Origin of the sequence: Shewanella sp. AC34-MNA-CIBAN-0136 (assembly GCF_040309945.1) — a bacterium.
GTDB lineage: Bacteria > Pseudomonadota > Gammaproteobacteria > Enterobacterales > Shewanellaceae > Shewanella.
In genome coordinates, this window is the sequence record NZ_JBEOPJ010000003.1 from 280,067 (window position 1) to 303,556 (window position 23,490).

23 protein-coding genes are annotated in these 23,490 nt (G+C 41.2%); 9 read left to right on the forward strand and 14 right to left on the reverse strand.

Annotation, left to right across the window (positions count from 1 at the left end; genetic code table 11):
- Positions 1 to 122: 122 nt before the first annotated feature.
- Positions 123 to 737 carry an excalibur calcium-binding domain-containing protein gene (locus tag AAEY94_RS04650; RefSeq protein ID WP_101085028.1) on the reverse strand — a complete coding sequence of 205 codons (615 nt, stop codon included), beginning with the start codon at positions 735 to 737 and terminating at the stop codon, positions 123 to 125.
- Between the two features lie 310 nt (positions 738 to 1,047).
- On the opposite strand from AAEY94_RS04650, the gene AAEY94_RS04655 reads away from it, so the two are divergent.
- Positions 1,048 to 1,434 (forward strand): carboxymuconolactone decarboxylase family protein, encoded by a 387-nt coding sequence (locus tag AAEY94_RS04655; RefSeq protein WP_350977604.1) that lies wholly within the window; start codon positions 1,048 to 1,050, stop codon positions 1,432 to 1,434.
- 162 nt (positions 1,435 to 1,596) lie between these two features.
- Entirely contained in the window at positions 1,597 to 2,109 is a 513-nt protein-coding gene (locus AAEY94_RS04660; RefSeq protein ID WP_101085030.1) for a hypothetical protein, read from the forward strand.
- A gap of 32 nt (positions 2,110 to 2,141) precedes the next feature.
- Here AAEY94_RS04660 and AAEY94_RS04665 read toward each other — a convergent pair whose 3' ends face one another.
- Positions 2,142 to 3,035 (reverse strand): DMT family transporter, encoded by an 894-nt coding sequence (locus AAEY94_RS04665; RefSeq protein WP_101085031.1) that lies wholly within the window; start codon positions 3,033 to 3,035, stop codon positions 2,142 to 2,144.
- A 146-nt stretch (positions 3,036 to 3,181) separates the two neighbouring features.
- Between AAEY94_RS04665 and AAEY94_RS04670 the strand changes: the two genes are divergently transcribed.
- Positions 3,182 to 3,673, forward strand: a complete 492-nt coding sequence (locus AAEY94_RS04670; RefSeq protein WP_101085032.1) for a MarR family winged helix-turn-helix transcriptional regulator — start codon at positions 3,182 to 3,184, stop codon at positions 3,671 to 3,673.
- A gap of 83 nt (positions 3,674 to 3,756) precedes the next feature.
- Here the strand turns inward: AAEY94_RS04670 and AAEY94_RS04675 are convergent, their stop codons facing one another.
- Positions 3,757 to 4,008: a DUF2999 family protein gene (locus tag AAEY94_RS04675; protein ID WP_101085033.1), complete on the reverse strand. Its 252-nt coding sequence runs from the start codon at positions 4,006 to 4,008 to the stop codon at positions 3,757 to 3,759.
- Positions 4,009 to 4,444: 436 nt separating this feature from the next.
- Here AAEY94_RS04675 and AAEY94_RS04680 point away from each other — a divergent pair, with 436 nt between their 5' ends.
- Complete coding sequence (locus AAEY94_RS04680) at positions 4,445 to 5,176, forward strand: hypothetical protein (protein WP_101085034.1); 732 nt, start codon at positions 4,445 to 4,447, stop codon at positions 5,174 to 5,176.
- A gap of 376 nt (positions 5,177 to 5,552) precedes the next feature.
- On the opposite strand, the gene AAEY94_RS04685 is transcribed toward AAEY94_RS04680, so the two are convergent.
- A complete protein-coding gene (locus AAEY94_RS04685) occupies positions 5,553 to 7,379 on the reverse strand; it encodes a S8 family serine peptidase (RefSeq protein WP_350977610.1) in 1,827 nt (608 codons plus the stop codon).
- A gap of 256 nt (positions 7,380 to 7,635) precedes the next feature.
- Here AAEY94_RS04685 and AAEY94_RS04690 point away from each other — a divergent pair, with 256 nt between their 5' ends.
- Entirely contained in the window at positions 7,636 to 8,361 is a 726-nt protein-coding gene (locus tag AAEY94_RS04690; RefSeq protein WP_350977613.1) for an arginine N-succinyltransferase, read from the forward strand.
- Between the two features lie 188 nt (positions 8,362 to 8,549).
- Here the strand turns inward: AAEY94_RS04690 and AAEY94_RS04695 are convergent, their stop codons facing one another.
- Positions 8,550 to 8,828 carry a peptidylprolyl isomerase gene (locus tag AAEY94_RS04695; protein WP_011639051.1) on the reverse strand — a complete coding sequence of 93 codons (279 nt, stop codon included), beginning with the start codon at positions 8,826 to 8,828 and terminating at the stop codon, positions 8,550 to 8,552.
- A 226-nt stretch (positions 8,829 to 9,054) separates the two neighbouring features.
- On the opposite strand from AAEY94_RS04695, the gene AAEY94_RS04700 reads away from it, so the two are divergent.
- Positions 9,055 to 11,148: a prolyl oligopeptidase family serine peptidase gene (locus AAEY94_RS04700; RefSeq protein WP_335692243.1), complete on the forward strand. Its 2,094-nt coding sequence runs from the start codon at positions 9,055 to 9,057 to the stop codon at positions 11,146 to 11,148.
- A gap of 252 nt (positions 11,149 to 11,400) precedes the next feature.
- Here AAEY94_RS04700 and AAEY94_RS04705 read toward each other — a convergent pair whose 3' ends face one another.
- Positions 11,401 to 11,970, reverse strand: a complete 570-nt coding sequence (locus tag AAEY94_RS04705; protein WP_335692244.1) for a hypothetical protein — start codon at positions 11,968 to 11,970, stop codon at positions 11,401 to 11,403.
- A gap of 10 nt (positions 11,971 to 11,980) precedes the next feature.
- A complete protein-coding gene (locus AAEY94_RS04710) occupies positions 11,981 to 12,802 on the reverse strand; it encodes a cytochrome c3 family protein (RefSeq protein WP_162023987.1) in 822 nt (273 codons plus the stop codon).
- A 455-nt stretch (positions 12,803 to 13,257) separates the two neighbouring features.
- Between AAEY94_RS04710 and AAEY94_RS04715 the strand changes: the two genes are divergently transcribed.
- The gene (locus tag AAEY94_RS04715) at positions 13,258 to 14,055 is read left to right on the forward strand and encodes a winged helix-turn-helix domain-containing protein (protein ID WP_350977619.1); all 798 of its coding nucleotides are present in this window, start codon (positions 13,258 to 13,260) and stop codon (positions 14,053 to 14,055) included.
- A 4-nt stretch (positions 14,056 to 14,059) separates the two neighbouring features.
- Positions 14,060 to 14,578, forward strand: a complete 519-nt coding sequence (locus AAEY94_RS04720) for a hypothetical protein (protein ID WP_101085040.1) — start codon at positions 14,060 to 14,062, stop codon at positions 14,576 to 14,578.
- Between the two features lie 67 nt (positions 14,579 to 14,645).
- On the opposite strand, the gene AAEY94_RS04725 is transcribed toward AAEY94_RS04720, so the two are convergent.
- Entirely contained in the window at positions 14,646 to 15,275 is a 630-nt protein-coding gene (locus tag AAEY94_RS04725) for an acetate uptake transporter (protein ID WP_162024410.1), read from the reverse strand.
- A 693-nt stretch (positions 15,276 to 15,968) separates the two neighbouring features.
- Here AAEY94_RS04725 and AAEY94_RS04730 point away from each other — a divergent pair.
- Entirely contained in the window at positions 15,969 to 16,472 is a 504-nt protein-coding gene (locus AAEY94_RS04730; RefSeq protein ID WP_335692246.1) for a glycine cleavage system transcriptional repressor, read from the forward strand.
- Positions 16,473 to 16,552: 80 nt separating this feature from the next.
- Here AAEY94_RS04730 and AAEY94_RS04735 read toward each other — a convergent pair whose 3' ends face one another.
- The 6 genes from AAEY94_RS04735 to AAEY94_RS04760 all read right to left on the reverse strand — a co-directional run bounded on the left by AAEY94_RS04735 (position 16,553) and on the right by AAEY94_RS04760 (position 23,331).
- Positions 16,553 to 17,704, reverse strand: a complete 1,152-nt coding sequence (locus tag AAEY94_RS04735; protein WP_192114109.1) for a GGDEF domain-containing protein — start codon at positions 17,702 to 17,704, stop codon at positions 16,553 to 16,555.
- A gap of 219 nt (positions 17,705 to 17,923) precedes the next feature.
- Positions 17,924 to 18,913, reverse strand: coding sequence for a phosphotransferase (locus tag AAEY94_RS04740; protein ID WP_350977624.1), 990 nt, complete (start codon positions 18,911 to 18,913; stop codon positions 17,924 to 17,926).
- An 82-nt stretch (positions 18,914 to 18,995) separates the two neighbouring features.
- Complete coding sequence (locus AAEY94_RS04745) at positions 18,996 to 19,625, reverse strand: flavin reductase family protein (RefSeq protein ID WP_350977627.1); 630 nt, start codon at positions 19,623 to 19,625, stop codon at positions 18,996 to 18,998.
- A gap of 127 nt (positions 19,626 to 19,752) precedes the next feature.
- Positions 19,753 to 20,496, reverse strand: coding sequence for a sulfite exporter TauE/SafE family protein (locus AAEY94_RS04750; RefSeq protein WP_350977629.1), 744 nt, complete (start codon positions 20,494 to 20,496; stop codon positions 19,753 to 19,755).
- A gap of 212 nt (positions 20,497 to 20,708) precedes the next feature.
- The gene (locus tag AAEY94_RS04755; protein ID WP_350977632.1) at positions 20,709 to 21,761 is read right to left on the reverse strand and encodes a putative bifunctional diguanylate cyclase/phosphodiesterase; all 1,053 of its coding nucleotides are present in this window, start codon (positions 21,759 to 21,761) and stop codon (positions 20,709 to 20,711) included.
- 37 nt (positions 21,762 to 21,798) lie between these two features.
- Positions 21,799 to 23,331, reverse strand: a complete 1,533-nt coding sequence (locus AAEY94_RS04760) for a putative bifunctional diguanylate cyclase/phosphodiesterase (RefSeq protein ID WP_350977635.1) — start codon at positions 23,329 to 23,331, stop codon at positions 21,799 to 21,801.
- Positions 23,332 to 23,490 lie beyond the last annotated feature (159 nt).

Sequence of the window (23,490 nt, forward strand, 5' to 3'; positions counted from 1 at the left end):
GCTGGAACTTTATGCCTCAGCCTAGAATCTAAAGACTCATACCTAGGGTCTAGGATTTAGCACTCTAGTGCCCAAGCAAGCGGTTAGCCAAAACCTGCTTTCTATGACTTATTCCTTAATGTTTAATTACAGAACTGCCTTTCACATGGGACTCCGTCCCCATCACCATCCATTTCAGTTCCTGGACAGTTGCGGGTGTAAAAGGTTGCTTCTGCACATGAGCGCATTTGGCTGCAGTGTGTTTTACCGGCTTCGCATCTGAACTGTGGTTGTAGATTGATTGAGCTTGGTTTTGATACGGTTGGTGTCCACTCCATCTGTTCAACATTCTCATTGGTCAGCACTGGCGTAGCGGTCATTTTTTGATATTGTTTATAACCGAAAATACCAACCCCAAGTAGGATAATAAGCATGATTACGCGGCCAAGTACGGGGCTTGAACGGTAGTTTTCGTCTTGATGAGATGGGCTGTTTCGATGATGTTGACCAGTGTGAGAAGCTGGACGGGTTGTGTTAGACATAACAGCCACGCCTTCAATACTGGCTTTTACTGCTTTGACTTTGCCATCGGGTTGGTTCTCGCGATGAAATAGTATCTCATCGCCAACAATAGGCTTTCTGGCCATGTGCTTTAGGGTTGAGATGTGAATAAAGACATCTTGATTTTCACCGGTTTCTGGCTTGATAAAACCAAAGCCTTTTTCGGTATTCCAACGAACTAACGTGCCTCTTTCCATGGCGATACCATATCCTTGATAGTCATTAAGTTAATAAAAATCATGATGTAGAATCATGCTTTTAAATCAGTAACATAATACCTATAACTGCAGTGTTTTAGCCAGTAATTTGATTGAGTTTATAGATAGAGTCATAAAATATATCCGCTACGCTTACCTGCTAAGGTAAAAACTGAACTGATATCTACTTGGGCAAATTATCAACTGGCTACAACAAAAGCGTGGTGTTATTTAAGATTAAGTTTAACGTGTATATAGGCAGGATTATTTTTAATGAATTGACCAAAAGTGAAAATAGAAGGGGCCACAGATGAATGATGAACAATACCAAAAAGGGCTTGAGGTACGTCGCCAGGTGATGGGGGACGCTTATGTCGATAAAGCGCTTAGTAATGTCACTGATTTTACTCAACCATTGCAAGAGTTAGTCACTGCAAATTGTTGGGGTGAAGTCTGGGTGCGTGATGTTATTTCTAAGCAAACGCGCAGCCTAATCACTATTGCAACATTGGCAGCATTAAAGGCGCCAACTGAATTAAAGGGCCATGTTCGAGGGGCATTACGTAATGGATGTTCTATTGAAGAAATTCAGGAAGTATTGCTGCATTCAACCGTTTATTGCGGCATGCCGTCTGGTATTGAGGCTTTTCGGGCTGCTAAAGAAGCCATCGAGGAATGGCAGCTAGAGAATAGCTAGCTAATGAGATGCTTATGGTATTTTGCTTTGGGTAAAATGAGGGTACAGTAATCACATTAGCTTTTTAATGCTGTGAATTATTATTTGAATTTGGCAACAAGCAATCCTTTTGCCATTTGGCTGCGTATAAAAGAATCGGATATTTATAAACAAGGATTACAGATGCGTTTTTTAATGATTATTGCCGTTTTACTGCTGAGTGCTTGTAGCACCAGTTATCCCAATCAGTCTATTACAGGGCAAGATTTTCCATCGGTAACAGGTCAAACACTTGAAAACGAGTCGATGGCTTTACCTGAGGATTTACAAGGTAAATTGTCGCTGTTGTTGATTGGTTACAAGCAAGATTCACAGTTTGATATTGATCGCTGGTTGATTGGCTTAGACATGACTCAAACTCAAGTGTCGGTATATGAAGTTCCGACTATTCAGGGATTGTTTCCTAGAATGTTCAGTCCTCTGATTAATAATGGCATGCGTGCAGGCATACCTAAACCATTATGGAAAGGTGTGGTCACCATCTATAAAGATGGCGACCAAGTACAAGCCTTTACCGGTAATGAAAATCCAAATAATACTCGAGTCGTGTTGCTCAATGCGCAAGGTAAAGTCATTTACTTTTATGACCAAGGCTTCTCTGTCGATGCGCTCAATCAGTTAAGAGCTCTGCTTTAGTTATTAGCTCAATGACTCGCCCATAGGCTCAGTTAATCGCTCGCGGTAGTACTGAGCTTTTTTGGGCGCAGTAGCTGAATTAATGTTGGCGCGATAGAGGCTAAAATCATCCCACTCATTAATAAATATTGGTGTGATGTATATGATTCGCCTATTAATACTAGGCCACAGACGATGCCCGCTATCGGATTGGCAATGCCGCCAAATGTGAAGTCGACCACAGACATACGTTGCAGTAACCACACATACATACTGTAACCGAGTACGGTGTTGAGCAATATTATCCAGCTTATACCGAAGCCATTGGTCAGGCTAAATTGGCTGACCACATTGAGATATTGTTGTGGTGAAAATAGCGCCTGAATACCAGCGACAACGAATAGCAATGTACCGCCGATAATCAATTGCCAGGTGAGTATCGTCCACCAATGAATGCGCGACCCTAACGCTTTGGTCATTGTGCTGCCGATAATTATGCAGCTGATTGCGGCAAACATTGCGACTAATCCTATGGGGTTTAAGCTAATGGAGCTAGGGTCAAACAGCATCCAAGCTAAGCCAATTAACACCGCACCAGAAAGTGCTTGTAGCAAATTAGGACGTTTTTTACTGACTACCCAATGAAATAACATCGCAAAAACCGGTACTGAAATCATCCCGATACCAGAAATAGCCGATGGCAGCGTCAGTGCCATGATAAAAATCAAACTGAAAAACACTGCAATGTTAATGGCACCGAGTTTAATTAAAATAGACCAGTCGGTTTTGTGCGGTCGGCTCGGTTTAATCGCCAGTAAGATAAGCCCAGCAGGCAGCGCACGAAGGGCACCGAGTAATAATGGTGGCCAGTCTGGCAAAGTAAGCTGGGTCATCGCATAGGTGGTACCCCAAAAAAATGCAGGGATCATGGCCAGTAAAATATTCATAAACTACCTTTATATTAAATATCTTCATGTAAAGATAAGTGCTAATTCTGGACTGATAAGTTATTTTTGTAAAGTACCTTTTTATGAAGTATCTTTACGTTAAGTTTTTAAGTTATGTTTTGAGTGCAAAATGATAAGGGTGAGGTATGGAGGATATTGATAGAGTCGTAGCGCAATGGGGCGAACAAAAGCCGCATTTAGATACCGAGCCAATGGCGATTCTTGGGCGTTTTTTGCGTTTGCAAAAACATATTGAGGCTGAAATATCAACTTGTCATAAGCAGTTTGACCTGACCATGGGTGAGTTTGATGTGCTGGCGACATTAAGACGTAATGGTAAACCTTACACCTTAACCCCTTCAGCGTTATTATCGTCGATGATGTTAACCTCTGGCGCGATGACAAATCGCTTAGATAAGCTTGAATCTAAAGACTTAATTGCCCGTGTACACAGCACTGAAGACAGGCGCAGTGTATCGGTAGCTTTGACTAAAAAAGGTCTTGCCACAATAGATGAAGCGATTGAGGAGCATGTAAAGGTTCAACACCAACTGGTGGCAAATCTTTCTGACATTGAACAGCCCGAGCTTAACCAATTATTCAAAACCTGGTTAGCAGGCTTTGAAGGTAATCAATAGCAGTCGTGATCGGATAAATCAAAAACGGCCAGCATCTTAAGATACTGGCCGTTGTTGTTTGTGCATTTTTAATGGCTTAGTACTTATGGTTGTAGCTGCGCTTTTGCTGCTTCAACTTTAGAAAAATCTAGTCCTAACTCTTCAACTGCTTCTTTGATTAAGGCTGGGTTTTGCATCACCATGCCCATCAACTGTTGTAGCTTTTCTGCAGGAATACCTAATTGACCAATAGTTGCCATTGCTGCGAATGGGTTTTCAGTTAACGTCTGGAACAACTCATTAATTTGTACGTCACTGATATTGTGTTCTTTGAAGATGGCAAGAATCGGGTTCATTGCTATACCTTGTAATGTTAATGGACTAAGTTGTGATTTTATCACGTTTTCACAATACTGGTGCAAGCCTCATTATCTATTCATGATAACTGTCGATATGATTGATGTAATGTTTAAGGCCTCTGAGCAGCCGCTACTATTAACGTCAGTCTAGTGATTCAGTCTCGTCTCTATGCTTCATGACTCTATCTTAATTGCTCTGTCTTATTACTCTACAAAATATCAACTACTTGAAATAACTACATGAATAAAGATCTGTAATAATTCATAGGCTTATTCATGCCTGCTTGGTGTTGAGTTGAGGGATTATAGTGATAGTTCATCATGCCTATATTAACGGCGATGAATTATTGATTGAGTTTACAATATTGGCGTTTATACTAAGCCCGGTATGGCATGGTGCTGTATGTTTTGTTTAACTACACGGATGTTTTATATGGATATTGTTACCCTTTGTATTACCGTTGTTATTTCTCAACCGTTAATTGTGTATTTGGCATTTTATAAAGATACCGGTCTGACAACGAAAAAAAACGAGTTTTATCAATCCTTTTTAGTTATTCCCCCCAGCTTTGCTTTCTTCTATCTAGACCAATATTGGTATGCGTTAAGTTTACTGGCTGCAGTCACGTTATTCGGTCTGCTATTGGCCAAAATGGTTAATCATAAGGCAAGTCATCCTATTGTTCGAGATGATCTCATCTCATTCGGTATTGCGTGGTTGATAATATTCGGCATAGGTCATTTTATTGCAAGTTTGTTTACAGACTCAAGTCCAGACATCGCTGTAACACCAGAAGTTACGGCGGTAACAATACAACAAGGAATGTACTCCGCATTATCAATTTCACTGCTTTATTTAGCGATTATGCTGGTGGTATTTTTTGTCCGAGTCTTAGAGAAAAAATATATAACCAAAGAAAAATTTAGCGACTTTTTGCTACTCATTTGTAGTGTTATCGGTGGCGCGCTTCCCGTCATGGGCGACTATTTTATGTTGAGTATGATGCTAAACTTTTTTATCTTGTTTTATATCAGTGGAATAATTATTCGCTTAGATGGGACCGGTCCTTCTAGTGGGGCCGTTGGTTTTATTTTTGGCTATTTATTTATGATGGGTGCAGGAGTTTGTCTGTTGATCAAAGGTGGAGCTTGGTTGTTTGGTTAGCCTTTACTCAGCATAAAGCTCATTATTCAGCTGCCGATGTTGTACTAGCATTTCAATACGCCTAATGACAAGAAAGGGATATAAAAAAGCTAGATTATTTTGTGGTGAATGTTGGGTTTTGCACTGCGTTTTTAAGGTTGTTTCTACGATTTAACATGCTTGCAATAAGGGCTTGGTATTACCGCTTGGTACTTGTTATGTTATGCAGGGTTATGACTATTAACGTGATGTTAATGGGGCTTTTATAGGATCAGCAAAGCACAATTGAGGTGTGACATTTAGTGGTTTAAAAATAAAAAATCATCTCAAATTGAGATGATTTTTTGTTCGGATTATTTAAGCTATAGCCTCATTAATAACGATTGTTTCTAGCTAATTAAAACGTGACACTTTTTTCTGCACTACAAGTGGCTGTAGATGATTCGCATACTTGATAAGTGTATGTTCCACCGCCTTTTGCTGAAATGCTATCTGTATAGCTACCGTCATTTGCCGTAGTGGTTACTTTGCTGTTGTTGCGGAAAATGTCTACATTGGCTGAACTTGCACCGCCAAAGGCTAAATCAACTTGGTTAACGCCTTTCGATTTATAACCATTAAGTGACAATGTAATATCGCCGCCCGTTGGTGGCGGAGTTACCCCACCGCCTGCACAGCCATTACTTGATAAATAAGCATCTGCAGCAGCAGCTTGCACAATACCATAACCAAAGTAGTCATCTTTACCTGATGCTCCGGCGTCTAACGCTGTGGCTTTAAGTGCTGCACGGATTTCACTGCCCGTACATTCGTTATGTTGTGACCATACTAAAGCTGCAATTCCCGACACAGCAGGAGTGGCCATTGAAGTACCACTCATAAAGCCAAAGTCCGATGTACCAATATCAATATTTGCAGTTGCCGCATTCACTAAGGCTGATCTGTCTTCAAATGCAGCCCCAACAGCAGGAATACTTGTGGCATTAGTATCGCCTAATGTCCCGTATAACATGCCTGGTTCGTTATTAATAATAATGGCACCGACACCACCAGATGCTTCACAGTTAGCGACTTTATCGTAAAACGAAATTACACCACGGTCGATCACACATATATTGCCGTTAGCACCTGAGTTAGTTGACTCAGCGGTACCCATATAAAAAGTGTTACCCACAACTGAACCGGCGTTTTCCATTGCCGATGACGAAAGTGCAAATCCGTCTGCTGATAAATTTGACGCAGTAGCTTGTCCTGCTGGATAGGTTGAAAGGGTATCTACACCGCCGGCAGAAACTTCAACACAAATGGTTTCATCAGTTGTGACTCTGCGACCTTTACCCGATGTACATGTCGGGAACTGAGAAAAATCTGCAATAACGTTATTACTATCATTGGCACCAATCATCATCACTGACGAATAACCTGCAGGGTATGAACGTACATTATTGCCATCGTTACCTGCAGCGGCAATGACGAGTCCACCTGCATCGCTGAAGCTTTGGAATGCATTTGATTCTGTTGAGTTTGAACCGCCGCCACCTAAACTCATGCTAATGATATTGGCGCCCGCTTGTGAACAAAGATTTGCAGCTTGAGCTAAATCAGATGAGTAACCCCATCCGTCGGCGTTAAAGACTTTGATGATGTGCATATCAACACCAGGAGCCATGCCAATAACGCCAAAACCGTTATCTGCAGCGCCAATGGTTCCGGCTACGTGTGTGCCGTGTGGGCCACCATTTTCGTCCCAGTTGCCCGTACCGCTGTCGTTGTTACCGGTAATATTATTCCACACAAAATCAGCATTACTGCGATCGAGACCTGAGTCGATTACACATACCTTGATGCCTGCATTAGGGTTAAAGGTGACCTGATTTGCTTGCGATTGGTAAACTGCATAAGGTGTTATTTGGGTTGCCATTGGGTTACCAATGTCGTCAGCAAAACCCATTAAATGACGTCGTTGATCTTCTTCAACTAACTTAACGTGTGGGTTATTGAGTAATCCCCTAACTTGATCTAAATCTTTGCCGGTAAATGTCGCGGCGATAAAACCTTCACCATCAACATTAATTTGTGCACCTAATTTTTTGGCAAGAGCTTTTACAATCCCTTTTTTTTGCGGGTCAACTTGAATGACATAACGGTCGTCGCTTGCTTGTACATGGGCCGTTGCTGTAAGTCCAAGAGCTAATAGTGACATTGAAATGGTTGATAGTTTCATAGAGTAAGCATTCCTATTTGTTATTATTTTGTGGTTGTTAACTCTGCTTTATAGACATCTCTGGATCACATCTCTGGATCTTAGTCTTCAGCAGTTAAACTATTTCTACATTTATTTTGTAACATAAAACCCACTTAATTAACAAATTATTAACCATGTGTATTTTAGATCTAACCATAAAACTGATTTTTATTTGCTGTTTAGTCGAGCAGGGCATTACCATGATGCACAATAAGAGAATAGCAAAGGGCATATCATGCGAGCTTTATCAATCAATGGATCACCACCACTCAGTCTGCAACGTGGAGCCTCTGGAGCCAAACTGTTACTGATTATTGCAGCAACAATGCTTGTTACAGCAGGGCTGACATTTTTTATTATCCGCACTTATATCTTCCCGTCACCGCTTACCCCAGTCAGCTTAAATGCTAAAGAAGAGCAACAATTGGATCAAAAGTTGACTCAGTTAGGTTGGCAAGTTGAACCTCGCTCAACGGTTACTGCATCAAGTGGTGATTCCCGTGCAGCTAATAATGCTAGTGCAGATAGTGATGAGTTAACCCCTGAAGCGTATCGTGAGTTTGACGCTGATCGGCAAGTGACATTTAGTGAGAAAGAAGTGAATTCGATGATTGGTCGTAATCCTGATTTTGCTCAGCGTGTCGCAATTGATTTTTCTAATAACTTAGCCAGTGCCAAAATGCTTATCCCGATCCCAGACGACTTTCCGATTATGGCTGGGGAGATTTTACGCGTGAATACTGGGCTTGATATTCATCTTGATGCTAATCGTCGTCCAGTTGTTGCGCTAGTTGGCGTGAGCTTAATGGGCGTGCCTATTCCGAATGCGTGGCTAGGAAATATGAAAAACGTTAACTTGGTCGGTGAGTTTGGCGATCGTGGCTTTTGGAATGCTTTTGCTGATGGTGTAGATGATATTCAAATTCGTGATGGCGAGTTGTCGATCAAACTGCGCAAGTAAATATTGTAAGTCGTTGGTGTTTTGAAAAGTGGGCGTTGATATCAAGCCCACTTTCGCCTTGAAATATCACGGATGAAAACCGTTCACCTCTTATCTTATCGCTAGACTGCTCTGGACTCATTCATCTTATGTGTGATTGATTCTAAGCGCGACTATTGTCGACGCGCTATTCCTCAGACCGACTATTGCTAGGTGCGATAAAGTACCTTCACCACATGCCAGCCAAATTTAGTTTTGACGAGGTGTGGCGTAATGAGCTCGCCGTTGAAACAGACTTTATCGAATGGTGGCACCATTTGCCCCTTTTTAAACTCGCCCAAATTACCGCCGCTTTTGGCCGAAGGACAGCTAGAGTGCTTTTTGGCTAATACATCAAATTTAGCACCATTATTAAGCTGCTTGATGATGTCTTCAGCCTGAGTCTGATGTTTAACTAATATATGTAATGCTGCTGCGGTTTTGGCCATGTTGGTGCCTGTATTTATTTGTTTGAATGGGTAGAACAATGTTTAGCGCGACATTATACCTGCTTAGTCGACCAAATTGGCATGATAATCTAGCAATAATTTGCTCTGTTATGGGGCTTGCCTGTTACAGTTTGCTCTCCTTATCGATTGAACATCTACATGGATCCTATAAAGTAGATGCATGCTAGTAAAATGCCGCGAGCAAATAACAAAAAGGAAATTTTTAATGCTTCAGCGAATCATACCCCTATGTATAGCGAGTGCGATGACAATGGCAACACCAGTTAATGCAGAAGAAGACAAATATATTTGGTTAGAAGATGTTGAAGGCGCCAAGCCGCTGGCGTGGGTTAAGCAGCAAAATGCCGTATCTGCAACTCACATTAAGGCTTACTCAGGCTTTGATAACTTGGTGTCAAACAGCCTAGAGATTTTAAACGATAAAGCCCGTATTCCTTATGCCACTCGTATTGGCGATTATTTGTATAATTTTTGGAAAGACGAAACCCACGAGCGTGGGATTTATCGTCGTACCACACTGGCGGAATATGCTAAGGCTGAACCCAACTGGGAAACTGTGCTTGATATCGATGCCCTTGGCAAAGCCGAGGGGGTTAATTGGGTGTTTAAAGGCATTGAATGTCAATATCCACAAAACGAGCGCTGCTTTGTGTCGTTGTCTCGTGGGGGCGCAGATGCCGCTGAGGTGCGTGAATTTAATTTAACCGCTAAAGCGTTTGTCGACAGCACCCAAAAGCCATTCGTATTGGCTGAAGCTAAGTCAAGGTTAAGCTGGATTGATAAAGATACCGTGTTTGTCGGAACTGATTTTGGTGATGCACAAAGCATGACGGATTCAGGCTATCCAAGCGTGGTTAAATTGTGGAAACGTGGCACACCGTTGTCTGCAGCCAAATTAGTGTTTAGAGGCGATAAAGCCTCCGTTGCCGTGTCGGGTTATGTGATGTTTGATGATAAAACACCGCTGAATATCGTCACCGAAAGTTTAACCTTCTACACCGCTAAACATTATGTTTATCAAGATAGTAAGTTAGTGTCGCTGCCTATTCCTGAAGATGCCGATTTAAAAGGTTACTTTAAAGGTCAGCTATATATCGAACTAAAAAGCGATTTAGTTACCCCCAAAGGGACTTTCAAACAAGGCGCCATTGTTTATACACCTGTTGATAAACTCATTGCGCAAAAACCTGAGTTTAGTGAACTGGTATCGCCAACGAAGCATGCTTCAATTTCACAAGTCGCATTTAGCCAGAATGCCATTTTTGTCACTTGGCTAGATGATGTAAAAAGCAAACTTGTACGATACATGCAAAACGATAAAGGTGAGTGGCAAAGCAAACCTGTGCCATTTGAAGCCAATGGCACCTTAAGTGTGTTTGATGTTGAACGTGATAGTGATGATTTTTTTGTTAATTACACCAGCTTTTTAGAACCAGCCAGTTTATATCGCTTAAATGGTGCCAGCTTAAAAGCCGATAAAATTAAAGCAATGCCGCAACAATTTAGCGCCGATAAGTTTGTCACAAAACAGTACTTTGTTAAGTCAAAAGACGGCACAAAAGTGCCTTATTTTGTAGTGATGGCTAAAGACATTAAACTCGATAGCAGTAACCCAACATTACTTTATGGTTATGGCGGTTTTGAAGTATCGCGCTTACCTGCCTATTCGGCCACTATTGGTAAAAACTGGTTAGAGCAGGGCGGTGTTTATGTACTGGCTAACATTCGCGGTGGTGGAGAGTACGGCCCAGCTTGGCATCAAGCAGCGTTAAAGCAACATCGTCATAAAGCGTATGAAGACTTTGAAGCCATTGCTGAAGACTTAATTGCCCGTAAAATTACGTCAAGCAAGCATCTTGGTATTCAAGGTGGTAGTAACGGTGGTTTGTTAATGGGCGCAGCATTTACTCGTCGTCCTGAACTGTATAACGCCGTAGTGTGCCAGGTGCCATTGTTGGACATGAAGCGCTACAACAAGTTATTAGCCGGTGCCAGTTGGATGGGCGAATACGGTAATCCTGATATCGAAGAAGAGTGGGCATACATTAAAACCTATTCGCCATATCACAATTTAAAACAAGGGGTTAAATACCCTAAAGTGTTCTTTACCACGTCAACTCGTGATGACCGTGTACACCCTGCGCATGCGCGTAAAATGGTGGCGAAAATGGAAGACATGGGCATAGATGTGTTGTATTTTGAGAACATTGAAGGTGGCCATGCTGGCGCGGCAGACAATACCCAGGCCGCTGAGTTAAGTTCAATGGTTTACGCATACTTAATGCAACAGCTTCGTTAAATTTATCAGTAGCCAGTGTTGAATAAAAAAGGGTTTCAGCGCTGCTGAAACCCTTTTTTTGTTTTCAATATTCACAGCTGTACAGCGTTAAACTGTATATACCTAAGCGGTGCATATCCAGTCGTGTAAATTAAAGTTGTAGTGCAGATAATGATAAAAAGAGCCGCAGTGTAATACTGCGGCAAATAGCCTGAAGCTAATGAGCACAAGTGGTCTTCTCTCGCCATTAGCCGGGGGGAGGCTGAATGATGATTAATTGCTAGGGTCAATCAACTCAATTTCATTACTGGCAAGCGCGCCCTTAATTTGGACCGCAACCTTATAAATCATTTCAGCATTTGCCGATGCTTTACTTTGTAAGTCGAGATCACTCACATTAAAAGTATATTTTCCCGCAGTATCTGTCGCTTCTAATGTACCTGTACAGCTGTCGGTGGCTGTACTATCACATTGATAGTTTTGAGTGACATGCCAACGTTTCCAAGCCTTAGGCTTTATGGACGGTGAGGCTGGGTCAGGAAAACCAAAATACACAATATCGTAATCGGCTACGTTAGTCAGCGCTTCACCTTCGCTATTGGCAACGGTGAATGATAGTGCGCCAGTGATCGAGTCAAATGTGTCGAGTTTAACCACCACAGTGCTGGCATCATCAATACTCACGCCATCAACAACAGGTGGTACAACGACTACTGGTGGCACAACAACAGGGGGAATAACTACCACCGGTGGCTCAGTGACAACTTCGTCATCATTGTCGCTATTACAGCCAAAGATTAACAATGAACTCGCTAATATGGCGCTAAGATATTTAACCTTCATGATGCGCTCCTTAATTGTAATGCCCTGTGTGACAAGTGGTACATTCCATATCTGTTTTCACGCTGGCTGCAGAGCCCATAGTTTCGGTAACGCCATGACAAGACTGACATGCTTGCGCTTCTACAGACGGTTTTGCTTCTGCTAATACTGAAATATCTTCACCGCCATAGGCACGATTGAGTAAATCAACAATATAAAAAGCCATGCTGGCAGAGAGGCGTTTGCAACGTTCACCTTTTAATGCAAAAGGCTTTCCAGATGCCGCAGACCAATTACTAATAGATGAATGGCACAGTGGGCTGTTGGCAATAGAGGTTTTACCTACTTCGAGTGATTTATCAGCTGTAGAGCCAATCCCCGCAATGAACTCAGCAGATGATAACGGTAAATCGTTGGTTTCGTAGTAACGGAACGATGCACCAATAATGGCGCTGTTTTGACCATTAATATCGTCAAGGAAATTAATCAACATACCGGCAGCATTAAGGTTGCCACATAATGTTCCCTGGCCAACTACGCCAGCCCAACCATAACCTGCTAATGCGGTAGGAATAGTGGCAAACTTACTGGCGTCTACGCTGCCAGATGCCGCTAGCATAGTCACAATGGCGTGAAATACTTGGTGCATACAACCGCCACCCGTTTCATAGGCAAGTTTTGCTGTTTGCATCGCATCAAGTGGCGCATATTTAAGTTTTTCACCAAGTTCTAAACGGTAGTTGCCATCGGCGTCTGTAGCAGCAAATGCAGATGTGCCTAATAACGTTGCCCCAGCTGCTGCAGTGCTTAAACCAATAATTTGTGTCAATGCTTGACGTCTGTTTATGCTCATAATAATCACCCTTTACTCATCGTTATTTTATTATTCCCAATCTCTAGTGTTGGGGGTTTTGAGTTGCTAGTAAAAATGGGTTAGCAACTTGATGTGGTAACAATAAGCAATGGAGCAATTAAAGATGTGATTCAAGACAGATAAAAATAGCGGCTTGAAATGAGGTTTTTTAGTGATTGTGGCATCGATTTATTGAAGCTGAATGTGCTTAACGTCATAGGATTTTGTGATGTGAGTCTCACTATTTTGCACATTTATGCATTTTTGCAGCCGTTTAGTGTGTTTTTAAAATCATGAAATGACGTGATGTCGCTCGCAAATTTATCAGTTTGCACATTTAAAGACTTACTTTTACTAAGGAATAAAGCGCTTAGGTATAAGGATCACAGATTTCATAAGATTTTATGCATACACTTCAGTATGTCGAAGTTAGGTCAATTATTGAGGCGGTCTACATGCAATTGGGACATTGCAGGTTCAGTGTCGACAAAGGGGAGTTAATTAACCAGGAAACCGGAGTGGTGTGGCATCTTCCCAGAGCCGAGTTACATGTGCTGACATTATTGGTCGAGTATCAAGGGAAAGTTGTTGCTAAACCATTATTAGAGTCGGGTCATGAAGACGATTCACATTTGAGTTCAGCGTCAGTCGCCAGGGCTATTTTTACCTTACGCTCTTTTCTTGGACCACAATACGAAACGCTTATCGAAACAGTAAAAGGCCAAGGTTATTTGCTGAGGCATCATCGTGCCCGTAAAGAATCCAGCAATAAATTAGCCCGCGTAGTCATTCGGCCATTACAAGCTTTGCTGGTGGTCATTGCAGTTGTTAGCGTGTCGCTGGTAAGCCTATGGTGGTTTAATCAAGTCGGCCATGCTGTCAGCCCAACTATGCCGTTGAGTATAGAAACGGTGAGCTTAAATTCGGGCCAGCAAGTAGATGTGATTCTGTATTCAGCTTCAAACACCAATAATGAGTTACTGATTGGTCAAGGACAACTGCTCACACAAAGTTTATTAGGTTGTGCTGAAACGGTATGGAATAAAGCTTTTTTATCGTTATCTCATGACAAGCAAGTACTGAACATTACCCTCAGAGGTGATTATTTGGGTCAGTCTATTATTCGTAATTTAAAAATTAGCGACTTACGCCAACCTAAGCGATTTATCAATTCAGCATGGCTTGAACAAGTGAACATTTGCGACTCATTACCTGTTCGACTCGCTTCATCTCATCGATCTCAGGGGCATTAGTACAATGGCAAGAAAAGGATTATGGGTAATCAATATTGTCATTCTATTGTGTTTGCTGGCCAGTATTGGCGGCATTTACTCGTTAACATCCAAGACTCCGAGTTTTATGCTGAGCTGCAGTTCAGAACTGTTTAATCATGAAGTTGGCGCTGCAGATAGCGATCATTATTTATTGGTCGATCTCGTTTCTAAAGATGGTTTAGCCCAAATTAATTACCGCTATTATGACTTAGAGGGCAATTCAGCTGGCACATTAGCGATGACGGGTAGAGTGAATAGAATTGATGCTCAAAGGCAAATGTACGATATTTCAGTGACCACTAAACAAGAGTATTTAGGCGGGGGCAGTCTCGATATACCGGCACATTATGAATATTTGTCGTATGTTAGCGGAATAAATTTAAACAAGAATGGTATGCACTCATTAAGTCTTCAGGTGTTGGAACGCGATGAAACAAAAGATTATGCAGTGGTTTTATTTCAGCCGAGTAATACCGTGTGTGGCTGTCGTTTGGTGCATTAATTTATGCAAACAAAAAGGTCGATGCAATGCATCGACCTGTTAAGTATTTAACCCGAGCTCGGGTTATTTATGCTTTAACCGAGTGTAAGGTTACTTTTTCCGCTTCAGTTGCTTGGGGCTGAACCTGAGCTTTAGTCTGAGTTAACTCCCCAATAGGTAAAATAGTGCGACCATATTCAGCGTTAAGCACTTGGGCCATGGCAAAGTAAATAGCGCTTGCTCCGCAAAAAATACCTTCAAATCCTGCAATAGTGCCAAGCAGTGCATTACCGGTAAAGTCGCGTGCGGCCAATAAGAAAAACAGGATGGTTAATGAACCAAATATTACTTGTTTTGCTCGTGGATAACGTAACGATCCCACAAACATAAAGGCAGTAAAGGTGCCCCACAGCGTTAAATACCAACCCATAAAGTTTGCTGGACTGGCGGCTACGCCCATATTTGGCATTAAAATAATACCCACTAAGGTTAACCAAAATAAGCCGTATGAAGTAAACGCGGTGGTGCCGAAGGTGTCGCCACGCATAAAGCACATCATGCCGACAATCACTTGGCCAATGCCACCGTAGAAAATCCCCATTGCGAGGATCATCGAATCAATTGGAAAATAGCCAGCATTATGGATATTGAGCAGTATGGTTGTCATGCCAAAGCCCATTAATCCTAATGGTGCAGGATTCGCTAATTTTGTAGACATCATGTTCCCTTAATGGAAAGTTTTAACGCCGATATAACGTCGCTAAAGATTAATTTACACCCCGATTGGGCAAGGCGCGCATTTTAGAGAAAGCGTCTACGGGTAGCAATAAGCAGCAATAGGGATGAATAGCTAATCGTAAAGCAAGTTATTCATTATTAAAAACAATGACTTAATTTATTTTTTGTATTTAATAGTGTAAAGCTAAACTTAATTTTTCCAATAAGTTATTTAAATTCAAACAGATACTGAAAGCACATGCGAGTGAGGTGATATTGTGCAAGTTGTTGCGGTTAGTGCGACAGGTATCAAAAATAGCATTGTTCTGCTATTCACTAGGGCGGTTAAGTGGTGACTGATGCGGAGTATTCTGTGATGTAAGCGATACAAATTCACTAAGTTTGTTGTGGCTTGCAAAAATAACATTTACAGCAAAAATCATCTCTATGGTCAATAATTTATGACTAACTCCGGCTCTCTTCTGCTATAACGTTGGGCATGATACCAACCATTTTCACCTGCTCGATGACATAATCTATTGCTATGTTTGGTCGCTGATGACAACTCATTTGTTTGATTTGTGTGCTAGACCACAGACGTGCTTTCGCGTGATAGCTAGTCTGTAATTAGGCTTTAATTAAAACCACATTAAATATACCAACATCATTGTGGTTTATTGGTATCGGAGGTTATATGCAACATAGGTTTATCACTACTGTATTAGGGACTTTAAAGCCCAATCTTCTGCAATCACTTGCTCAAGTTAGCCGTGAAATAGGCGCAAGTTGGGAAACCAGTAAAGTCATTAAACTCGACGGACAATTTGTGGCCATGATGCGGGTAATGATAGATGTCGATAAAGAAGCGGCGTTAAAACAAGCATTAGAACAGCAGTTTTCACAATTAACGTTTGTCTACGCTGAGTACGATCATGAAGCTAAACATCTATCGCCAGAATGTAAACTCACTTTAGATTGCAATGATCGCTCAGGCTTAACCCATGACATGAATCAAATTTTAACGGATCTTGAAGTCAGCGTAGACCACCAAGAATGTTACCGTGTGCAAGTCACCAGTTTAGGTAAAACGGTGTACAGCGCTAAGCTGACATTAAGATTACCGGAGAATGTGACTATCGCACTGTTAATTTCCCAGCTTGAAACATTAAGCGATAATATTCGAATAGAAGTTAACTAACCTTCTCTTAATCTGGGCAATCGTTCATCGTTTTAGGCAGTGGCTTCGATTCACAAAGGGTTAGTTATCCTTTACGGAGGTTAGCTAAACACTACTTTGTTTCTGCCACTGCTTTTGGCTTGATATAACGCACTGTCGGCGAGATCGATAGCTTGCTCTATCGTTATGTCTTGGTTACTGAGTTCAACGACCCCAAAACTGGCGGTTACGCTAATTTGCTGGCCGCAATACACAATAGGTGTTTGGTTAATCATGGCTCTTAATCGCTCGGCAACATTGATAGACTCTTGATAATTGCTGCGCTCGATCAATATAACAAACTCTTCACCGCCCATGCGGCCGATTAAGTCGTCTTTTTTTATATGTTGTTTAATTAACTGGGTAATGCTGATTAATACTTGATCGCCGCCAGCATGGCCGAACTGATCGTTAATGGCTTTAAACTTATCAATATCCCAGTAAATGAGGCATGCATGTTGCGGCTGCTTTTGTAGCTCAAGTAATTTTTGTTTTGCGTGGCTATAAAATCCCCGACGATTAAAGCAATCAGTCAATGAATCTGTCATCGCCAGCAACTTCATTTCTTCGGCCAAATCAGAAGCCAGCATATAAATCACAAATACTGACATACCAACATAAGCCGCAGGTAGGGCGGTAAAGTTAACAATGGCGTAGAGCTTGATAAGTTCCACATCCATCTCTTTACCTTGGAATAGCGCGATACTCGCTGCAACAAATATGCACATGGCAAATATGAAATGCATTAACGACGCACCAATTTCGGCTGGCCGTGATTTGGTGCGATGCTTGATGATCACCACACTAGTGATCATCAACAGCAGCACATCAACGTATAAATACAACGACATTCTTAAGCCTAGATGTGGGCTAATATAAGTAAAGTAATAGGTTAGCGCCATCCCACATATGCCTAGGCCAAGCAATGTTGCAGGGTGGATTTTAGTGTTAGTGCGTAAACAATGTCCCCATGTCCCGAGCACCACCGACAGCATGGATACACTGCAGCCGATCATCCAATACAGGTTATGAGAAAGAAATAGGCTTTTAAATAAACTATTAGCCCACAGCACAGTCGAGGCTAAAAAAGACAAAGAAAACATCAACGCATATTTTTGCTTACCCATGGTTTGCCAGGTCATGAAAAAGATTATCGACAGCAAAATGCTAGAAAAAAACAAGGTGATTAAAATATACGTAAACGGACTTTCCATATGGTGACTTCCTAGCTTATGGCTTTGTTTATACAAACCCAAAACGAAGCTATGTTTACTCGAATTAGACAGAGGATTGCAGAGTTTGTTGGTAATAAATAACCGATGGATGACAACAAATACTACAGTGTTTATCAACTGTAGACGGCAATAGCAGCCTTAGCCAATTGGGATAAGATAATAGCCTTTAGGTGGTTAATTAATCAGCAAAAATGAGCATTAAGCTGTGGTGAGTTGTTTTATCGCTTGCTCGGTTAGCGCTTCGGTATATAGGTTGATTTTGAAATGCTCAACACTCCAACCTTTAATAAAACGCTGGAAATCAGCCCAGGCTAAACAATATAAAGGTCGCCATGCATGTTGTACCTCAAGCGGATTGATTAGCGGATGACATTCGGCTAGGCCTTGGGTTAGCGCGGCAAAATAATGATTAAGATAGCCATTAATTAACGCTTCTGGTTCGTGATAGCTCAATACGCTGCTGAGTAACATGATTACGTCTTTCATACCGCAACCTTGGCCGATATATTGAAAATCGACTGCTGCAGCATGGTCATCCTGACTAAAACAAAAGTTAGCTAATTTGGCATCGCCATGCACCAAGGTTTGAAATGGACATTGTTTCAAGGCATCGTCGATGAGATGGGCTGCCGACTTAAGCGGGCTGTCGGCTAAAGCGGCTAACTCGTCTGGTCGTGTATCTAGATGCCAGTATGTGCCGACAGGCCAAAGCCCTTTTGGCTCTACGTGCATGTATTTAGCATGAAAATGCCCTAACCACGTTAAACAAGCGAGTACGGTTTCAGATGTGGTGGTTTTTCTTACTTGAGTAAATCCCAGGGTATGCAAGTCTTGTAACACTAACAGGGTTTCATTGGCTTGTTGGTCTACATACAAACAACGCGGCAGAGGACTGAATTGCTGCTGTGTATGAATGTTTGCATAGTGCTGATACCAATTCACTTCCACTTGGTACGACTGCAATTTACGCTGATGCGACAGTGGCGTATTCCAACCTCTAGGATGCGATTCCTGTTGAGGTAAACAGATATATTTCACAATCACTGACGAGTACGATTTACCCGTTACATAAGCCCTAAATAACTGACCATAACCACCCCAAAGTGGTTGAATCACTTCAATATGAGTGATTCTATCTGCCGAAATCGCCTGACTAATTGTTTGTAAAATACTATTTGGAATTTTCAAAGCTATCTCGTTAAGGCTGTTTCTGGCTAATGTGAAGCAAATTGCTCATTATCCATCGTTTAGCATCCATCATTTATTCAACTTATAAAGTCGGGCGATGCAAATCAAAACGTAACTCGTCGGAAATACCATAATAAGCCGATGGTCCACCTGCGCGCAAAACAGGCTCAGCTAATGCTGTTTGATAAATTCCTTCTGGGCTCAGCAAGTGTTTTTCAATGTGTACAGCTACAACCTCACCAAGCACTAACCAAGTATCAATTTTGTCACCATTAGCTGCGGTTAACTGAATGCATTGCGACACTTTGCATTCGAAGCTGACCGGGCTTTGTGCAATGCGGTCAGCCTTAACAATGTTGCCTGCTATTGGTGTCAATCCGGCAAATTCAAACTCATCAGTGCCACGGGGCAATGCTGCAGAGGTTTGATTCATTTGCGCGGCTAAACTGCGGGTCGTTAAGTTCCATACAAACTCGCCAGTTTCAACAATGTTGGCGACGCTGTCTTTCCAACCTGTACTGGCAAAGCCGATAATTGGCGGATCGTAATTAAAGCAGTTAAAGAAGCTATAAGGCGCTAGATTTCGCTGGCCTTGAGCATTGCGAGAGGCAATCCAACCAATGGGACGTGGGCCTATAATGGCATTAAGTGGGTTATGTGGCAGACCATGACCTTTGCTGGGTTCATAAAAATAGCGATTATCAGCACTCATATTTTACCTTATTTATATTGTTGGGCTTGTTATAGCGGTATCAAATATTACGATGATTTAAATTGGATGGCTCAATTTGATAGCTCAATTTATGAATCAACGCGATACATAAATATTACCACATCAATTATGGTATCAGTGCCGTCCACAATAAGCGTAAACCTACCACGATCATTAAACTGAGGATGATTTTTTTAAACTGTTTTTCATCAAACTTATCTTGAATGCGCAGTCCAAGTTTTACCCCAATCCAAGCAATGGGCGCCAATGATGCAGAGACTAATAAGTTACTAAGGTTAATTTGCCCTAGCATGCTGTAGGGAATTAACTTCACAACATTTACAACCGCAAAAAATACCACCGCAGTGCCTAAGTATTCTGTTTTAGGCAAACGCAGTGGGATTAAATAAGCATTTAATGGCGGCCCACCGGCATGAGCGACAAAGCTGGTAAAGCCTGCAATGGCGCCGCAAACTCGGCCGATAAAAGAGGATGGTTTTCGTTGTGACCATTCTCCTAATGTCAAACCATAAACACCAAATCCTAACGAAATAACCCCTAATAAGCCGCGTAAATACTGCTCGTTAAGTTGATCAAATAGCAGATAAGCCACCACAATACCGATAATGGCCGCAGGCAACAAAATCCACAGTTGGGTCGTATTTTGTTTTCCCCACCAAGAGCGCACACTTAAAAAATCCATGTAAACCAATAGCGGTAACATCACTGCCGCGGCTGCTGCAGGGCTAATGGCCAAGGCAAGTAAAGGCACTGTTAATCCGCCTGCACCGCCAGCAAAGCCTGATTTTGACATCCCGGTGATTAATACCGCTGGAATAGCGACTAACCAAAACAATGGATCTGTTAACACTGACGTTCCTCGCGATGTTAATCAGTTAATAACTATTGGGCTAATAGCTGATCATTAATATTTTATTCTTTAAAATAAAAAGCTTAACTTTATGTGTGGTTTAACTGAAGTCGAATAAGCTGGAATCATAGCACCAGCGCCCATTAATCAGACAATAAATTAATAGAACATTTAGCTTTATATTAGTAAGTGGTTAAGTGATTGTGATTAGATTAAGAATTAGCAGACCGCAACAAGAAGGGGGAGCGTTGCTCATCTGGATGGTGTAAAAGTTTTTGCTTTAACGCCTCAAACTCAAGTGGTTTATCAAATAAATAGCCTTGTAAATAATGAATACCTAAAGCTGTAAGTGTGTTGGCTTGTTGCTGGTTTTCAACACCTTCAGCAACAATGCGGTAGCCAAGGCCATGAGACATCACCATTACCGCTTTAACAATATCAATGCCATTAAGGTGCAGGTTATTGATAAAAGAACGGTCGATTTTAACGGTATTAACATGCAAATCTTGGATCACTGATAATGACGAATAACCGGTGCCAAAATCATCGATTGAAATCATAAAGCCAAGTAATTGTAATGCTTTAACCATGTTGATTAATTTAAGCTTATCTTGGGAAAAAACCGATTCAGTAATTTCTAAATGTACTTTACTTGGATTTACATGGTACTGGTTAATAATTTGATGAACTTTATTAACAAAATCAATATCTTCAAATTGAATCACAGACACATTAATGCATATTGCTAATTGCGGCTTTAACAAATGTAGCACTGCCAGCTGACGCACCGACTCTTCAAGTACCCAGTAGCCGATCTGTTTAATGGCGCCATTTTTTTCAGCTAACGGAATAAACACGTCAGGTGGAATATTATTGCCTTCAAATTCCCATCGGAGTAACGCTTCAACAGAGGCAATATCACCAGTAGTGGAATCAATAATGGGTTGAAACATTAAGCGTAATTGTTGCTCGGCAATTGCTTGGGCAATCCCTTTACTTAAATGCATTCCATGCTTTATTTTCTGCTCTAGCTCACCACTAAACATCACGTAGTCATCGGTACCACCAATTTTACGGCTATACATCGATAGATCGGCCAAACTGATTAAATCTGATATTGATTGACCATGTTCAGGATACATAGCAATGCCAATAGAACAGTCCATATTAATCACATGTTGCGTGGTTAAAATAGGCTGGTTGATATGCTTTTTTAACATGATCGCAAGTTCTTCAAAGCGATAAAGCGGCGTTTGATGAGCCATAATAATAAATTCGTCACCGCCCCAGCGACAAATAATTTCATCGTGCTGGCAAGCTTATTTTAGGTGTTTGGAATAAATAACCTTGTAAAAAAATAGGCTTAAATTGACGTAAATAATCTAGCTGCTCTTTGGTTTCAACCCCTTCAGCAACAACATCAATATCGAGTTTATGAGCAAGTGCGACAATGCTTTCATAAATCCCTGCGCTTTTTTTATCATTAACAGCATCATTTAAAAATTCACGATCAATTTTAATTTTGTCTACTTTTAGATGTTTTAGTCGGCTTAATGACGAATAACCTGTCCCAAAATCATCAATCATGACTTTAATGCCCATCGTATTAAGTGCGTCAATTCTGTTGGTTGTTTCTGTAAAATTTGCGATTAACGAGCTTTCTGTAATCTCAAACTCAATATTAATATGATCAAATGTAGAGATGATTTTTTGAGTGTTAACCAGAAAATTTACGTCTAAAAATTGTTTAACTGATACGTTTATCGCGATAAATTGATCTCGTTTTAAAAACCGACTTCCTTCTGCCAACGTTGTTTTTAGCAGCCATTTAAAAAAGTCTTCCGATAGACCAATGTCTTCAGCAAGGTTAATAACCAGTTCTGGATTAATATGTGTTCCTTGCAAATTCCAGCGTGTCAGTGTTTCATAACCCTCTATTGCTCCAGACACAGCGCAAGCGATAGGTTGATAGACTAAATATAGTTGTTCGTTTTGAATGGCCAGCTTAAGTTGCGCGGATAGTCGATAGCGTTCAGAGATTTTTTGGCCTATTTCATCGGTATAGTAACAAGCTGTATTCAGTTTATTACGTTTTGCTTCATACATTGCACAATCTGCTGCAATTAATAATTCTTGAACGGAGTTACCATGCTGTGGTGAAAGTGCGACACCCATGCTGAAGCTCATATCAATGCTGCGACTATTGATGCTAAATGGTTCGTTTTGACACTTAAAGAGCCGATTAATCAGTGACTCTATATTGGTTGTTCCTTGAGGAAAACCTGCAATTATTAAAAATTCATCGCCGCCAAGTCGAGCCACTATCTCATCATTTCTTATAATCGAAGCTAGCTTTTCACCCACCTTTTTAATGAGTATGTCGCCCGCTTCATGGCCGTATGAATCATTAACATCCTTGAAGCCGTCTAAGTCCAAAAAAATGACACCAATACTCGTTGATGTTCTATGAGAATTTTGCAGTAATTTATCTAATTGAGACAGCGCTAATGTTCGATTTGGAAGACCAGTTAGTGAATCGTAATACGCGTGATAGGTGATTTCTTTGTTAATCGATTTAATGTCAATGACTCGTCTTATGCCATAAATAGTTGCAGTTAATGCAATCCATAAAAAGCTAAAAATCAACTCATCCATTTCCCAGCTTTCGTGGCTACGAGTAAATTCATAAACTGATTCAACAAATTCGACATTAAACGCGAAAGACAAAATGACCATGATTACCACGAATAATGTACCAACAATAAAATCAACTCTAGCTCGTTTTTTCATGAGCATGCTGGACTGAGTTTGTGATTTTAGAATGTCTAACTTCATCCAATCTCCAACACTGTGATGCCAATAACATATTGGTTATCTTATAACTATATATTAATATCGCCTGTTTCACGTCAGCCATTTACTCGTTAATAACAAATTATCTTTAATTCTTGCTGAGTGCTGAAGGGAGAGGCTGTATAAAGGCGGATTAATTAA

What these genes read in the sequence shown, in the direction of transcription:
- AAEY94_RS04650 (WP_101085028.1), bottom strand. Translation starts at nt 737, where the DNA reads ATGGAAAGAGGCACGTTAGTTCGTTGGAATACCGAAAAAGGCTTTGGT.
- AAEY94_RS04655 (WP_350977604.1), top strand. Translation starts at nt 1,048, where the DNA reads ATGAATGATGAACAATACCAAAAAGGGCTTGAGGTACGTCGCCAGGTG.
- AAEY94_RS04660 (WP_101085030.1), top strand. Translation starts at nt 1,597, where the DNA reads ATGCGTTTTTTAATGATTATTGCCGTTTTACTGCTGAGTGCTTGTAGC.
- AAEY94_RS04665 (WP_101085031.1), bottom strand. Translation starts at nt 3,035, where the DNA reads ATGAATATTTTACTGGCCATGATCCCTGCATTTTTTTGGGGTACCACC.
- AAEY94_RS04670 (WP_101085032.1), top strand. Translation starts at nt 3,182, where the DNA reads ATGGAGGATATTGATAGAGTCGTAGCGCAATGGGGCGAACAAAAGCCG.
- AAEY94_RS04675 (WP_101085033.1), bottom strand. Translation starts at nt 4,008, where the DNA reads ATGAACCCGATTCTTGCCATCTTCAAAGAACACAATATCAGTGACGTA.
- AAEY94_RS04680 (WP_101085034.1), top strand. Translation starts at nt 4,445, where the DNA reads ATGGATATTGTTACCCTTTGTATTACCGTTGTTATTTCTCAACCGTTA.
- AAEY94_RS04685 (WP_350977610.1), bottom strand. Translation starts at nt 7,379, where the DNA reads ATGAAACTATCAACCATTTCAATGTCACTATTAGCTCTTGGACTTACA.
- AAEY94_RS04690 (WP_350977613.1), top strand. Translation starts at nt 7,636, where the DNA reads ATGCGAGCTTTATCAATCAATGGATCACCACCACTCAGTCTGCAACGT.
- AAEY94_RS04695 (WP_011639051.1), bottom strand. Translation starts at nt 8,828, where the DNA reads ATGGCCAAAACCGCAGCAGCATTACATATATTAGTTAAACATCAGACT.
- AAEY94_RS04700 (WP_335692243.1), top strand. Translation starts at nt 9,055, where the DNA reads ATGCTTCAGCGAATCATACCCCTATGTATAGCGAGTGCGATGACAATG.
- AAEY94_RS04705 (WP_335692244.1), bottom strand. Translation starts at nt 11,970, where the DNA reads ATGAAGGTTAAATATCTTAGCGCCATATTAGCGAGTTCATTGTTAATC.
- AAEY94_RS04710 (WP_162023987.1), bottom strand. Translation starts at nt 12,802, where the DNA reads ATGAGCATAAACAGACGTCAAGCATTGACACAAATTATTGGTTTAAGC.
- AAEY94_RS04715 (WP_350977619.1), top strand. Translation starts at nt 13,258, where the DNA reads ATGCAATTGGGACATTGCAGGTTCAGTGTCGACAAAGGGGAGTTAATT.
- AAEY94_RS04720 (WP_101085040.1), top strand. Translation starts at nt 14,060, where the DNA reads ATGGCAAGAAAAGGATTATGGGTAATCAATATTGTCATTCTATTGTGT.
- AAEY94_RS04725 (WP_162024410.1), bottom strand. Translation starts at nt 15,275, where the DNA reads ATGTCTACAAAATTAGCGAATCCTGCACCATTAGGATTAATGGGCTTT.
- AAEY94_RS04730 (WP_335692246.1), top strand. Translation starts at nt 15,969, where the DNA reads ATGCAACATAGGTTTATCACTACTGTATTAGGGACTTTAAAGCCCAAT.
- AAEY94_RS04735 (WP_192114109.1), bottom strand. Translation starts at nt 17,704, where the DNA reads ATGGAAAGTCCGTTTACGTATATTTTAATCACCTTGTTTTTTTCTAGC.
- AAEY94_RS04745 (WP_350977627.1), bottom strand. Translation starts at nt 19,625, where the DNA reads ATGAGTGCTGATAATCGCTATTTTTATGAACCCAGCAAAGGTCATGGT.
- AAEY94_RS04755 (WP_350977632.1), bottom strand. Translation starts at nt 21,761, where the DNA reads ATGGCTCATCAAACGCCGCTTTATCGCTTTGAAGAACTTGCGATCATG.
- AAEY94_RS04760 (WP_350977635.1), bottom strand. Translation starts at nt 23,331, where the DNA reads ATGAAGTTAGACATTCTAAAATCACAAACTCAGTCCAGCATGCTCATG.